Origin of the sequence: Metabacillus fastidiosus NBRC 101226, from assembly GCF_001591625.1 — a bacterium.
Lineage (GTDB): Bacteria > Bacillota > Bacilli > Bacillales > Bacillaceae > Metabacillus > Metabacillus fastidiosus.
The window spans coordinates 1-14,742 of the sequence record NZ_BCVG01000090.1 but is presented as its reverse complement, the minus strand read 5'-3'; the positions used below and the strand labels follow the sequence as shown (position 1 = coordinate 14,742).

Annotated in this window: 13 protein-coding genes; 4 read left to right on the top strand and 9 right to left on the bottom strand. The window is 35.9% G+C overall.

The features are described from left to right. Positions 1 to 223 precede the first annotated feature (223 nt). From BFA01S_RS16900 to BFA01S_RS16890, 3 genes are all read right to left on the bottom strand, one after another. A complete protein-coding gene (locus tag BFA01S_RS16900) occupies positions 224 to 1,444 on the bottom strand; it encodes an efflux RND transporter periplasmic adaptor subunit (RefSeq protein WP_066233341.1) in 1,221 nt (406 codons plus the stop codon). Between the two features lie 15 nt (positions 1,445 to 1,459). Further along, entirely contained in the window at positions 1,460 to 2,125 is a 666-nt protein-coding gene (locus tag BFA01S_RS16895; protein WP_066233340.1) for a hypothetical protein, read from the bottom strand. Positions 2,126 to 2,392: 267 nt separating this feature from the next. Continuing rightward, on the bottom strand, positions 2,393 to 3,529 hold the full coding sequence (locus tag BFA01S_RS16890; protein WP_066233336.1) for a YecA family protein: 1,137 nt from the start codon (positions 3,527 to 3,529) through the stop codon (positions 2,393 to 2,395). A 243-nt stretch (positions 3,530 to 3,772) separates the two neighbouring features. On the opposite strand from BFA01S_RS16890, the gene BFA01S_RS16885 reads away from it, so the two are divergent. Beyond that, a complete protein-coding gene (locus BFA01S_RS16885) occupies positions 3,773 to 5,614 on the top strand; it encodes a YecA family protein (protein WP_066233333.1) in 1,842 nt (613 codons plus the stop codon). 114 nt (positions 5,615 to 5,728) lie between these two features. Here the strand turns inward: BFA01S_RS16885 and BFA01S_RS22895 are convergent, their stop codons facing one another. Further along, positions 5,729 to 5,866 carry a YwzD family small protein gene (locus BFA01S_RS22895; RefSeq protein ID WP_169800494.1) on the bottom strand — a complete coding sequence of 46 codons (138 nt, stop codon included), beginning with the start codon at positions 5,864 to 5,866 and terminating at the stop codon, positions 5,729 to 5,731. Positions 5,867 to 6,055: 189 nt separating this feature from the next. Here BFA01S_RS22895 and BFA01S_RS16880 point away from each other — a divergent pair, with 189 nt between their 5' ends. Next, complete coding sequence (locus BFA01S_RS16880) at positions 6,056 to 7,681, top strand: SWIM zinc finger family protein (RefSeq protein WP_066233330.1); 1,626 nt, start codon at positions 6,056 to 6,058, stop codon at positions 7,679 to 7,681. Next, a complete protein-coding gene (locus tag BFA01S_RS16875) occupies positions 7,674 to 10,433 on the top strand; it encodes a DEAD/DEAH box helicase (RefSeq protein WP_066233328.1) in 2,760 nt (919 codons plus the stop codon). The genes BFA01S_RS16880 and BFA01S_RS16875 overlap by 8 nt, the downstream gene beginning before the upstream one ends. Positions 10,434 to 10,803: 370 nt before the next feature. Here BFA01S_RS16875 and BFA01S_RS16870 read toward each other — a convergent pair whose 3' ends face one another. Beyond that, positions 10,804 to 11,151, bottom strand: coding sequence for a single-stranded DNA-binding protein (locus tag BFA01S_RS16870; RefSeq protein ID WP_066233325.1), 348 nt, complete (start codon positions 11,149 to 11,151; stop codon positions 10,804 to 10,806). Between the two features lie 286 nt (positions 11,152 to 11,437). On the opposite strand from BFA01S_RS16870, the gene BFA01S_RS16865 reads away from it, so the two are divergent. Further along, a complete protein-coding gene (locus BFA01S_RS16865; protein WP_066233321.1) occupies positions 11,438 to 11,878 on the top strand; it encodes a YwpF family protein in 441 nt (146 codons plus the stop codon). A gap of 240 nt (positions 11,879 to 12,118) precedes the next feature. Here BFA01S_RS16865 and fabZ read toward each other — a convergent pair whose 3' ends face one another. The 4 genes from fabZ to BFA01S_RS16845 form a co-directional block, all read right to left on the bottom strand. Then, entirely contained in the window at positions 12,119 to 12,544 is a 426-nt protein-coding gene (fabZ, locus tag BFA01S_RS16860) for a 3-hydroxyacyl-ACP dehydratase FabZ (protein WP_066233318.1), read from the bottom strand. Positions 12,545 to 12,629: 85 nt separating this feature from the next. Then, on the bottom strand, positions 12,630 to 12,923 hold the full coding sequence (locus BFA01S_RS16855) for a DNA-directed RNA polymerase subunit beta (RefSeq protein WP_082800048.1): 294 nt from the start codon (positions 12,921 to 12,923) through the stop codon (positions 12,630 to 12,632). Between the two features lie 17 nt (positions 12,924 to 12,940). Then, entirely contained in the window at positions 12,941 to 13,765 is an 825-nt protein-coding gene (locus BFA01S_RS16850) for a flagellar hook-basal body protein (protein ID WP_066233315.1), read from the bottom strand. Between the two features lie 15 nt (positions 13,766 to 13,780). Further along, on the bottom strand, positions 13,781 to 14,617 hold the full coding sequence (locus tag BFA01S_RS16845) for a flagellar hook-basal body protein (RefSeq protein WP_066233312.1): 837 nt from the start codon (positions 14,615 to 14,617) through the stop codon (positions 13,781 to 13,783). Positions 14,618 to 14,742: the final 125 nt, after the last annotated feature.

Below are 14,742 nucleotides of genomic sequence, written 5' to 3'. Positions count from 1 at the left end.
CCATCAGTGAGGGGATGACCCCCCCCACTGATGGAAGTTTCACTTTATACAATATTATATCATTTTCAAAATTCAGCTATCAAAGAGGATGAAAAATTCGTTTTTATGAAGAATAGTAGTTTTTCAAAATGAGCTTTTGAACATACTAATAAAATTATTATTCAAACAAAAAAACCTTATAAAGCATAATTTTCTGCTTTATAAGGAGGTTTTATTTCATCATTTAGTTTGTAAATCCTTTTAACATAAGGAGAGCTTTCTCATCTGCTTTAAGAGATTTATTCAACTTTTTCGAAAGCTTGCTCTCATCAAATGTTGTAAAGATATCCATTTTATTTTTCAGGAAAGGAGTTGGATTAGGAACGAGCCGGTCTCCCTCTTTCAATCCTTTTACAATCTCGACATCTCTTCTTATTTGAATCCCCTTCACGATATTCGTTTTGTGAAGCTGTCCATATTTTATAATATAAACATATTCTTTTTCTCCATCTGTCATGATGGCGGATTCAGGTATAATAATTGCTTGTTCCCGTTCTTTTAATACGAATTGAACATTCATATGGTAGCCGTGGTGAAGCTTTTTCGTCTCATCTGTCAGCTGAACGATATAAGGATAAATTGTTTGGCTTTCTTCTAATGATGGCGGCTTAAGCGGAATCATCGTTAGCCTGTCAATTGTACCGCTGTATGTTTTATTTGGAATGACATCTGCTGTTACTAATGCTTTCTGTCCTTCCTCCAGCTTTACCGCTTCCTCTTCCGTAATTTTTCCCTCAACAAGATTTGGATGCTCTGTTTGAAGCAACATAACGATATCATCATCTTCTTCAGCAACCCGATTTACTTCTTTTACCGTTCCTGCGATTTTACTTTTAATAACGAGGCCTTCTTTTTCTACTTCAAGCTCACTTATTTCCTGTTCCATTTCTGTTATTTTCAACTCATAATCTTTTATATCATCTTGTTTCTGATTAATTTTAGATGTAGCAAGAACCGCATCATTTTGCCTCTTTGCTTCTTCTTGTTCTGTTAAAGTTCCACTGCTGCTTTTCTGTTCAGATTCCAACTTAATAATTTCAGATTCCAACTCTTTTATTGTACCTGTTATTTTCGTCTGTCTTTCATTCATTTTTTCTATTTTACGATCAATTTTTGATGAATCGTAGGAAAACAGCATGGACCCCGCTTCAACTGTGTCTCCTTCATCTACATAAACAGTTGAAATTTCTCCCATTTCAGCTTTATAACGCACTGAATATTCGTCTCCAGGTTTTACAATTCCTTTTGTCTCTAAAGTTTCACGCATGTCATCTTTTTTTGCAAAAATTTGCTCATTCATTTGAATAGAACGTGTCACCTTATCATCCGTAAGTAAAAGGAACATATTAAGGATAAACAGGGAGACGAAAATTGTAGTAAAAATAACAATTACCAGCTTCTTCAATTTTGCCACCCCTCCTTATAATGTAATATTCACTTCTCTCATGAGGAGAGTTACGATTGTAATAGCGAATATATAAATAATATGCCCTCCAATAACGATCAATAAAATTTTTGAGAGACTGTTTTCAGTCATTTTCTTCAAAGCAATAACTTGTATAATTGCTGCCCAAAACTGAAAAACTGTCAACTGACCTGCAAGCACGCTTAGCATCGGATGTTCAGTTAAAACTTGCATAATAATCCCAAAGCCAAAAGGAGATGATTCTTTATGACTCCCGATAAAATAGAAAACTGGAAAATTAGCAATTTTTTCTATTAGAAGAATAAACATTGGATAAAGTTGAACTTTAAATAATTCTTTCAAATTTAGCTCAAAGAAAATCCAATAGTATGTAGTGAAGAACATAATTACGAGAAACGGGAATATCAATCCTGCTAATATATGTCCAATTCCGAAAAAAAGCTTAGCCGTTTCTATTTTCTCGCTGCCGGCTCTATCCATATTTCTCATAATACCTTCTGTTCCAAATCCCAAATAAGAAGTAAGAATGGAAAGAATAACACTTAATCCAACTAAAACTAGTAATCTCCACATGAAACCTCTTGTTTGTTCTGCCTTATGAAGACTTTCGAAATAAACAGACGGCCTAAAAAGGCTTTCAAACAAGCGAACTTGCTGCATATATTTTTACCCTCCCTTCGACTGTATAATGGGACAGTCTCTAACAAAATTCCATATTCTTATAATAAAGTATTCATATATATATTGTAAATCGAGGGCAGCCTTCCCTTGAAACTATTTTCCAAAGAAAATAATGATGTTTTCCAGCACGAATGAAGCTAGCTTGAGTATATGTTTACAATGAATCTATTAATGAGGCATATACCCTTCCCATACAAAAAGTCTGTCTCCAAATGTAAGAGCCAGACTATCTATTTGTAAAAAGAATTATTTTTTCCTCGGAATAAACGGCAGTAAATTATTTTCTAAATGAAGGGCTCCTTCTACTATGTCATGTAAAGGTGGTCCGTACTCCAATAAATGATCCATTTCCTGTATCTCATCGGCTAAACTGTCTTCCAGGCCCCGATACGCTGTTAACATTGCTGCTAATCTTACACCATATAAATCCGATAATTCTGTATCTGTGTAAAAGCTCGGAAAAGGTGTATTCATATCAACAAAATAATGCAATGCTGCCGCATATATTTCCGGCTTTCTAATAGAAGGGCTTTCCCTTTTACAATAAAGATACCAGAACATCACACCTATATGTGCAATCTGCTCTGGCAGCTCTTCTTCCTCCATCATTTTTTGGAACAAAAGGGCTGTTTCTTCATATTTTGGATTATCCCATCGCAGCTGCTCCATACTCAATTCTTCTTCCACTTCCCCTAAAACCATTTTCATAAGAATAGCAGGGAACAAATCTCTCATAAAAATCGAGTAATCGTCATATTCAGCCTGTTCATATAATTCATAAATCTCAGCTAGAATATCTGGAGTTTCATCAGCTGGAAAATCAAGAAATATTGTAAAATATGAATAATATTTACCGTATGGAACTAGAAACCCGATAATAAGCCCATCTTTTTGGATCGTATCGTCTTTTTCGATGAGCTTAACATTTCTTTTTTCATTCGTAAAAATATCTTTTACTTCTATTTCTCGTTCATTTATTATTCTTGTTACTTCACATAAAGATGGAAATGTATTTTTCCAATCTGTTAATTGAGTTAAAGAAGACATTCTAATTGATTTCTCATTCTTCTTCTGAGTAATAAACTGATCGATGATCGTTTGCCCATCATCAATTGTAAAGGAGAATACACCCCACACTGTAAGCAGAAATGTAATGAGTTCTTCTTCATCTCCATCTAAAAATTGATCACTTATAATATCTTCGGTTATTTCCGAAAGTTCCTCACCATAATGATTCATAGCAAATTCTAATAATTCATATTGAAACTGGTTAAGTTCACCGTCACGAATACTGTCCAATGAAACGACGTTTTTCTTCATACAGCATTTTTTATATTTTTCCCCGCTCCCGCAAAAGCAAGGCCCGTTCCTACTAATGCCCATCATTTCACCACTTTCAAGTTATCTATTGTTAGTCTAACGTATTTTGTTGTAGCATTAAAGTAGAATTAGCAGTAATATGTTTTAATTTGTCGAAACAGATAAGAAATGTGAAGAAATTGATATTTTACGTTTATATCATTATAATCTTTAGGTATATCAAAATTGATCACTCCTGCGAACATTGGAAAGTATACGAGAGAAAAGTTATAATAGATAAAGCAATTCAATTGGAAAGGTGATTAAATGTCAATTTCAAGAAATGAACCTTGCCCGTGCGGTAGTGGGAAAAAATACAAGAAATGCTGTTTACAGAAAGAAAATATTATTCAACTGGATCATGTAAAAGAAGAAAAATTTCTGCAGCAGAAACATAATCTTGTTATAAAATTAAATGATTTTTTAGAAAAAAAACTTTCTTTAAATGAAATCTATCATTTGCAATCTGAATTTAAGCAAAGAACAAAACGTCTTCTGCCTAAAAATGTAGAAACTAGTTTTTTTCAATTTTGGCATTATTTCTTCCATCGTTTTGAGAATGGACTGCGTGGAATAGAATGGTTCTATCAGGAGAATGAATCTCGCTTATCTCAAGAGGAAAGAGAGATGGCGAAAACTTGGACGACTCTTACTCCGAGATTACTACAAGCGGTTAAGAAAGAAGAAAAAGAAATCCTTTTTGAAGATATTTTTACGAAAGAGCAATTTCCTGTTCCAAATAACGAGTCAAATGTCCCGTCTTTCACACCGTGGTTTAGTACATTTGCTGTACCTGAACCTTTTCAGGGCAAACATTATTTTAACGGTGTAAGACAATTTAATGGTCCAGCTGCTGTTGATTTCACTTCTAAGAAAATAAAGGAGCTAATGGAGGAGAAAGGTCAAGATCATAAACAGATTCTTGTTGACTATTTCCCTGAAATTTTAGCGCAATTTATTTCTAATGAAGACCTCTTTAAGAAGGAAGACGAAAGGGATGAATTCGAGGAAGTAAGTCATGAGATCTACCAATTTACACTGCATTATAATGTACTGGATCAGCAGGAAGTTATAAACTTTTTCAGCAAGCAGGAAGAATTCGTTATCGATGAGCTGGATGAAAAGGATACACATTTGCAAATTAGCTGGGCCAAGAATTGGAGCCGCTACGTGGACAGCGAAATGGACGGAAGCGTTATTTTTGCTGAAGTGCTTGCTAGCATTTCAATCAAAGATGAGGCTCTTACATTTGTTTCATTTGACGAGAAGCACGTAAGAGAATTTGAATCAAGAATGAAAGATTTAACTTCCATCCTTTCGTTTAAAGATGAAGCAATCGATCTGTTAACACTTCCAATCAATGCACAAGTAAAGAATATGCTTATAAAATTAGACGGGGATAATATTCCTGAATATTTTGCACTTTACGTCCAGCATGACTTATCTTCTGAGCTTGATACATCAATCCCACTTTATAACAATTCTTCATTAAGGGAATTAGTGAGAATTGGACAAAGTGATGATGCACAAACATGGCTGAAACAAACTGAATACAATATGTACCTGCAAGTATTAAACCGATACGAAAAAGTTGAAGTCACAGCTGATTTTAATTCTGTACGGAAAGAGCTCGGTCTTCCACTCTCACCATTTGTAACCGGTGGGGAAAATAGACAGTCTTCTATTATACCAATTGAAAGACCAGATAAACCGGTAGTTTTAGCCGAAGAGGATATTAGTGATTATGAAGAGCTCGGATTATCGGCAGAAACAATGAAACAATTTTATGCAACTGATCTCGTAAATTTCTATGAGGAAAAAACAAATGGTAAAGCTGAAAATACAGTTAGAAAATATAGAAATAGTTTAATGGATTTAAGCATTATCCTTAAACAAAAATCTTTATTAAGCTGGGATGAGCTGGATGAATCATTCTGGAAACAGCTTTTTGCAGAAGATTTCCCTGGATTATATGAATCAGCAATAAGTAAAACCCATCAAAATGAGTTTTTAAGCACGATGAATGCACTGGCAAAATGGATTGACGGCAAATATGATACGAATTGTGCCTCTTATATTAAGAAAGCAAGAGAACTCGTTTTACGTTAATTTAATGCCTCAGGTGCTGGATCGAATATATTTTATAATAAAAAACTCCTTTTGCAGATATTTTTATATACCTGTAAAAGGAGTTTTCCTTTTGTGAAAATTAACTAGGACGATTTATACTGTATATACTTTTTTAATTTCAAGAACAATCTCTTCTAACATTTCTTCTGTTGTTATATCGTTTGTTTGTTCGCCTTTTTGGTAGGCCTGCAATAAAATTTGCAGAAGTTCTGCTTCTTTTAAGTCTTTCATTCTACAAATTCCCTTTCTCAGATTTACATAATTATACTCTCCAGCCATTCTTATAACAAGACGGAAAAGAATAATAATATTCTATCCTTTCATCTATCCCCTTTTTTATGAGCTGCCAAACCTTTTTGAACATTCTCTTATCATGTATAATAAGAGAATTGATGTATTTTTGAAAGGAGGCAGTTAATCATGCTCGATTCAGAACTTAGAAAAGAACAAGTGCTTGGAGCTGGTGAGCAAATTAAGCGGTTACTTCCAGTAAATGATGAACATAGCTCGAATCTCATTAAAAAAGGCTTGGTTTTATACCGACAAGGTAATGTCTATAATATAAAAACAACTAGTGACTCTATTTCTGCTAAAGTTCAAGATGTCACATCTGTTCAAGTACGATTAAATTTTGAATTTTTCAACCTAAGCTCATGCTCTTGTCCGTCTAATTCTATTTGTAAGCATATTATCGCAACTTTCCTTTATATATATGCAAATGTTGATCGGCTTGCTACCTTCATTGATCATTGGAAAGAAGATAAAGACCAGCAGAATATTCTTACACAGCTAAAAAGAGCCAGCTCCTTGTTAAAGTCCGGGAAAGATTATGATGAAAATTCGCTTTCCAGCTGGATTGCTTTTTTTGATGATGAATACGAAAAGTGGCGTGATAAAGCGGATTCCCTATCACATAACCAGCTAGTACAAAGCTTATATCTTCATTACTATCCTTCCATTAAGTTGAAAGCACCTGCATCACCTGAAATGAAGCAATTTTTCAATATTCAAGCAGCTGTGACAACTTTTATAAAAATGGCGGAATTACTTAATAAGACGAAGCCAGATGATTATATGTTACAACATATTTTTTCTCCATACCTTTTGCAGCTTGTCGATGAAGTAAGAGCTGCGATAAAAGAAATGAAACGCTATGCATTGCCTTTTGCTCTTGATCCACTTTTGGAAGACAGTATCGGCCGATTTCGGGACTTATTATTTTGCAGTGAATACTATGAGTTTGAACGATTATCATTGTACCGAACACTTTGGCTTGAGCTGCTGAGAAGGGATAAATGGATTGCAAAAGAAAGAGAAGAACTAGCAGCAGATCAGGAGAATTATAAACTCTTCCCTGCTGAATATGATCTGGCACGTATGCATATGGATTTTCTCCAATCAAAGGATGATCATTTATTTAAAAATTTAGCAGCAGCATCTGTATTCGCTTTTCCGTACACATTCGATTGGATAGAAGATCTTATTCATAAAAAGAATATACAACGACTTTCAAAGTGGTTTTCTTTTTCAGTACAAATTATTCCTCAATATATAAATGCCCCTGCTTCCTTTGAAGAAAAGCGTGGGACAATTCATTATTTTATGGGATTAGTTAAACGGTATGTAGAACAAACAAAAAATGAACAATTTTATGAGGATGCATGCCAAGCTGCCCTTCCTTACAGTTTTTCTGAGTACCATGATTTTTTACTTCATAAACAAAAATACCGGAAATGGATTGAAGTTCAAGCATTACTCGGATTTTCCATTGTAGAAATTGATCCATTTTATTTAAGAGAGGCAGAAAAAGCGGAGCCCAAAGCTGTTTTACCTCTATACCATCATGCAGTTGAAGAGGAGATTAAGTATAAGACAAGGCAAAATTATAAAACAGCTGTAAAATATTTAAAAAAATTAAAAACAATTTATCGCAAACTGAAAAAAGAAGAAGTATTTGAGAATTATCTCATGAGAATTTCTGAAGAACATAGAAGGCTCCGTGCTTTTCAGGAAGAATTGAGGAAAGGAAAATTAATTCATGCTTAATACTTTAAATATCACTTTGCACTGCGAGCAAATAGAAGATTTTCATTTTTATTTGTACTGTACAACAGAAAATGAACAACAGGCGCTTGAGGTGCACGAGTTCATACGGTATCTTTTCACTTGGCATGAATCCTCCTACTACGGTACGTCATTAGAAGATATAAGTTATATCGGAATGCCGTCGGTGCGCTTATCACCATGGATGATTGTGGAGCTTCTCGGAAAAGAAACATTTAATTCTCTCGTAAATGTTTCTTTCGATGAACATTCCATGAAACTCAGCAATCAGGCTAAAACAATATACAAGCTTGTTTCCAACCATGAATATATCCCTGATTTTCATACATGGCAGCGGGGTACATTCGGATGGCGGGATAAAAATAACGAGCTCGAGGGTTTTACTGCTGAATGGTTCAGTGCAGCAATAAATGATCTCATTCATCATGATTATCATTTAAAACAAGCATGGGAAAACATTGAAAAATCGTATCCAGTCATTACATCTTTACAGGGTCATTTTCTTGATGAGGATGATTTTCTGGAGAAGATCGGCTGGAATATAGATTCTTCCCCATTCACAATCGGTCTCAGATTAAACGAGCCTGATTTTGATGGTGATGACTGGAAATTAGAATTACTCCTCCGCGACAAGAAAAAAGAAGAGGATTTCATTATTTATCAAGGTGAAGAGGATCTGCCCCGAAATTATAAACTTTATATTTCCAAAATTGAGCGGGAGCAAAAGCGGTTCTCTGAATTAATTCCATGGCTTTCTTTTACAAGCGGAACAACACATGTTTCTGAAAATGATGCTTGGCTCTTTTTAACAGAAGCCAGTGAAACATTAGTAAATATGGGAATCGAAATCTTGCTCCCATCTTGGTGGGATGTTGTAAGAGAATCCCGTCTTATGCTAAAAGCTAAAGTAGCACCAACAGCAAGAGGACAGTCATTTGTCGGTATGAATTCACTCATTGATTTCAACTGGCGCTTTTCAACGAATGGAGTGGAAATGAGTGAAGAGGAATTTTTAGAACTCGTCTCCAAACAGCGCCGCCTCGTGCAGTTTCGCGGGCAATGGATTAAGCTTGATCCTGCTTTTATCAAACAAGTACAGGCAGTATTGAAGAAAGCAGAACGAGAAGGATTGCATATATCTGATATTCTTCAGCAGGAACTGATCACTCCGGAAGCGGATGAAACAGATGAGCTTAATATGCGTGCGTTTGCAAACATTCAAATTGAATTAAATCAGCAAATGAAAGCAATGCTTCGGAAGCTGACGTATACGACGGAACTTCCTTCTCATAACGTACCAGAGAATTTCCAAGGAGAACTCCGCCCGTACCAGCAGCAAGGCTTCGACTGGCTGTTATTTTTACGCAGTGTGCGTTTTGGGGCATGTCTGGCGGATGATATGGGACTTGGGAAGACGATTCAAATGATTTCCTACTTCACATATGTAAAGAAGAATGAATCGCCAGCACATCCAGCATTAATTATTGCACCTACATCCGTACTTGGGAACTGGCAAAAAGAGCTGGAAAAGTTTGCTCCACATCTTAATATTCACTTACATTACGGGCCTAATCGGGCAAAAGGAGAAGATTTTGAAAAGTCTCTTGATAATATTGATGTCATCTTAACTTCCTATGGTTTATCACATACTGATTTTGAAGAGCTCTCCTCTATTACATGGAGCACAGTATGCCTGGATGAAGCACAAAATATTAAGAATGCCCATACAAAGCAGTCAAGGGCCATTCGGAAGCTGACAGGGGAACATCATATCGCTCTTACTGGAACACCGATGGAAAATAGGCTGACGGAGCTGTGGTCCATTTTTGATTTCTTAAATAAAGGATATTTAGGAAGTTTGCACAGCTTCCATAAAAGATTTGTACTGCCGATTGAAAAAGATCGGGATAATGAAAAAATTGATCAGCTGCAGCGCTTGATTAAGCCGTTTTTATTAAGAAGAACGAAAAGAGATGAACAGGTTGCTTTAAATTTACCTGAAAAGCAAGAGCAAAAGGAATATATCCCGCTCTCTGTCGAACAAGCATCTCTATATGAACAGCTTGTAAAAGATACTTTTGAAGAAGTTGCATCATTAGCAGGAATGCAGCGAAAAGCGCTCATTTTAAAAATGCTCGGAAAATTAAAGCAAATATGCAATCATCCTGCATTATATTTGAAAGAACATGAACCTAAAAAAGTAATAACAAGATCACAAAAAATAGAAAAACTACTCGAATTAACATCTCATATCGATGAGCAGAAAGAAAGCTGCCTCATTTTCACACAATATATCGGAATGGGAGAAATGATAAAAGGGCTGCTAGAAAAGGAATTTGGAAAAAAAGTATTATTTCTAAATGGAAGTGTTCCAAAAGCTGAGCGGGATAAAATGGTGGAATCATTTCAGAATAGGGAATTTCCGTTTTTAATTTTATCATTAAAAGCTGGTGGAACAGGGCTTAATTTAACAGCAGCTAACCACGTTATCCACTATGACCGCTGGTGGAATCCTGCTGTTGAAAACCAGGCAACGGACCGTGCTTACCGAATCGGCCAAGAGCGGTTCGTACACGTACACAAGCTTATTACGATAGGAACAATTGAAGAGAAAATTGATGAAATGCTGGATAAAAAACAAACATTAAACGATGAAATTATTCAAAGTGAAAATTGGATAACAGAGCTTTCCTCGGAAGAGCTTGAAGAGCTTTTCACACTTTCAATAGGCTAAGACTAGGAGGTTTCCATAGTGAAGAAAGGAAAAGATACACCCGAAAAAAAAGCACCTGAATGGGAAAAACTGATCAAACTGCTCGATAAGAAAATATCATCTTGATTATCCAAAAAACGCTAACTCAAAAAGAGAATTTCTCCTTTTTTTGAGTTAGCATCCAAATGAGGAGGATAGAGGTATACCCTTGATTCTTTCTAATGAAGGATATTAAGATAAAGTGAACTTCCATCAGTGGGAGTTTTTTCTCCTCCCCCACTAATAGTTAACTGAGGACCGCACGATACAGACAGTTGATCTCCTAACTAGCTTCCTCACATTCCCATAGCTTTGAGCAGAGGTCCTACTGCCCACTAAGATCGGAATCAATTTAAGCATCCTGTTCCATAAGTTCTCGAGGTTTCCCACCCATAAAGCGCACTGAGTCAGCAACAACTTCTGTGACATACACGCGTTGGCCTTCCGCATTATCATAATTACGGGTTTGAATCCTGCCGGTAATCCCAACAATAGAACCTTTTCTACAATAATTTGCTGTATTTTCAGCAGTTCGATGCCAAATAGTACAATTCACAAAATCTGTATCAATGATCCCTGCTGCATTTTTAAATTGTCTATTAACCGCTAATGTAATGTTAGCTACCGGGGCTCCGTTTGCTGTATACCTTACTTCCGGATCTTTAGTAAGCCTGCCAACAAGTGTCACTTGATTAATCATTTATTCTCCTTTCTCCTTTAAATAACTGAGGGATGAATCTCACCTCTTATACAGGCACATTGTAAGCCATTCATGTAAAAATAGAAAATTGTCAAAATCTGATTTTGATAGGGATTTTCTATTTAAAAATGTGTCTTTCAAAGTGAAACAGAAGGTTTTTCCACGAATATCTATTTATTACTTATATAATTTCCTATTTTGTTAATAATCGATCAAAATTATAAAATATGGCATGCTATGTTATAATAATGACAACTAAATATTTAAGAATAGTGAGGAGGCAAAGATGAAAACCTTCAAACTTGTCGGTTTAAAAATAGAACGTAATGAAGGAAAGAAAAGAATTGAGGAAGTAACTTTAGTCGATGGACTCGTCATTAATAAGGATGACGGGGAAAATTCCTGGTTAATTGAAGCTCTCATTCCTAGCAGCTATCAGTCCTTTTTTGAAAACTATGTTCAATCTGAGCAAGAAACTCGCCTATTCATTACTATATCTAAAAAAAGCAACTCGCCTGCACCGGTTATTGTAAGAGTAAAATCTATCACTGAGCTGGATAAAAATATTTCAATATTATTAGAAGGACGTATGCTGTCGAGACGGTTCACTCATGATCCGCGTGAACTGCTTAGTAATTTAATGTCACAAGGTTTGACTGGCGAAACTCTCCTTCAAGCATTTCGTACCGGTATACACGAAACAAAAAAAGATGAGGCAAGCTCTTAAACAGCGATTCAAAATAAAAGAATAGAGCTGTCCGATAAGTCTTCAACAAATTATATTAACTTTAGGAGAATGTGTAAAAAGATTGTTCTTATCCTTTTTATACATTCTCCTTTTTTCTTTTAGAATGTCAGAAAAATTTCTTCCGGTCCCTTTCTTCTTTCAAAATTTCCACTACTTCACGAAACCGCTAATAGGAGCAGTCCTATTACAAAAAAAGAGTAATTGCAGGGGATCCCGCAATTACTCACCTAGTGCAAACATAATTTCTGTTTCACAAGCAATTTCACCATCAACAGTGGCAACTGCTTTTCCTTTTCCGAGTGATCCTCTTAACCGAATGATTTCAACTTCTAATCTCAGCTGGTCACCTGGTTTTACTTGTCTCTTAAAGCGACAATTATCAATTCCGGCAAAAAAAGCAAGCCTTCCTTTATTTTCTTCTTTCTTCAAAATAGCAACAGCACCAACTTGTGCAAGTGCTTCAACAATCAGCACACCAGGCATTACCGGGTAATCCGGGAAATGTCCATTGAAAAATTCTTCATTTGCCGATACATTTTTTATACCGACTGCGCGCTTTCCTTCTTCAATTTCTAACACTTTATCAACTAGTAAAAATGGATAACGATGTGGAATAATTTCTTTAATTTGTTGGATATCGTACATTTTCATTCTCCTTTATCCTGGTTAAATTAACTATGTATCAATACGACAAAAGGAAGGCTTTCACCTTCCCTTGTTAAAAAGTATATTATTCTTCACTTTCTTTTTCAACTAAATCAATAATATGCTGCCATGTTGAACTTTTTAGCGCATCTATCATATCTCCATCACCGATTACTCCATAACCGATTAAAATACCAAAGATTGTACTAAGCATCATAAAAAAAAGCAGAAGGACAATCCGAAGCCAAATAGGGATTAAGCGGATACGGCTTCTGATTAAAAATTTTATCTCACTTAATTGGCTTTTTTCCCGAGAGGATTTCTTCTCCTTTTCAGCCTCTTTACTAGCAGACAGCTTTCCCTTTTCGTTAGCGGACAATGTTCTAAGCTCCTTTATTATGACCTTACTCCATTAATCAGCCCAAGCATTTGATCTCCCATCGTAATCGATTTTGCATTCATCTGGTATGAACGCTGTGAGAGCATCAATTCTGTCATTTCTTTTGATAAATCTACATTGGACATTTCTAATGAACCTTGCTGTAAACCAATTAATTGGCGGTTGTCACCATCTAAATACGTTAATACATCATTTATATTTGCATTTCCTGCATTAATGGAGTACAAATTTCCACCTGCCTGTTCTAATGCAGAAGGCTTGTCAACACGGACAATTCCTAAGTTTGCAATTTGCGGCAGTTCGTTTCCATCTTTCGGTGATGCTGTAATCGTTCCATTTTGAGAAATAGATAAATCACTGAATGTATCATCAAAAATAATCGGATTCTGATTTTCATCAAGTACCTGATGTCCTTCACTCGTAACGAGTGTCAACAGACCGTTTTCATTAGGCGATAAATAAAGGGAGCCATTTCTTGTATAACGAATTTCACCATCAGCATTAACTTGAAGGAATTGACCGGGATTCGTAAATGCAACATCAAGCTTTCGCCCTGTTTGTTTAAGTGAACCTTGTGTAAATACAGTCGATGTTGTTAATCTCGCGCCTGTCCCTTGTCTTATACCAAAATCTGTTAAACGTCCGATTTCCTTCGTGCGGTCAGGCTGGTTATTGAATTGCTGACGAAGAAGCTCATTGAAATTTGTTTCCGTCCGTTTATATCCCTGTGTATCTATATTAGAAAGATTATGCCCGATAACATCGAGCTGTCTTTGCAATTGTGTCATCGTATTAGTCGATGTAATCATTGAGCGAAGCAATGTGTATTCCCCCTACTATCTTAATCTTCCGATTTCATTCACTGCTTTTTCCATGCTTTTATCATATGCCTGCAGCACTTTTTGATTCGCTTCAAAAGCACGATAAGCGGTCATCATATCTGTGTAGTTTCTTGCAACATCCACATTGGAACGTTCTAAAAACTGTTGTTTAAGACTATATTGTATTTGTCCGTTTCCAATGGCTGAAGGCAAGGCATTATTATCAGCAGTACGATATAATCCATTTCCCTCTTTCACTAAATTTCTTATATCTCCTTCAAAACGGACATCGATTTGGGCAACCCTTTGACCATTTTCTGTAATAACACCTTCCGGCGAAATTTGATATTCATTGCCTTGTATTTGAATTTGTCTGCCTTCAGTAGATAATACTGGACGGCCATTTGATGTAAGAACCCCACTTGAATCAACAGTAAAATGCCCGTCTCTCGTATAACGTATTGCACCATCTTCCATCTGCACTGGAAAAAGAAGCAAACCTTTTAAATTTGTTTCACCATTAACTGGTACGACTTCCTCTACAAGCGCTACATCGCTTAGTAAGCCAGTTTCTTTTATATCGCCTTGTGTGAACTGTGGAATCAGTTCTTGTAAATACGCACCTGTATTTAAAGAACCTATCGTTGTACTCGTTCCAAACGCCGCACCATTCTTGATTGGTGTCTTACTGTCTTCAAGACGATTCAAAAGCATTTCCGGAAAAGCCCGAACAGCTGACTGATCTGATTTATAGCCGTTAGTATTCGCATTTGCAATATTATTTGAAAGCATTTCTACTCTTTTTTGCTGTGATAACATTCCTGCAGTTGCAGTATATAAACCTCTTAGCATGTATTCACCTCATTTAGGATAAAAGCCGAACCAATTTACCTCAAGCCTTAACGAGCAGTAAGACTCCGACTTCAAAGTTCTGGGAGTTCAAAGAAGTTAAGTCGGAGATTAACTGCTCGTAAAGG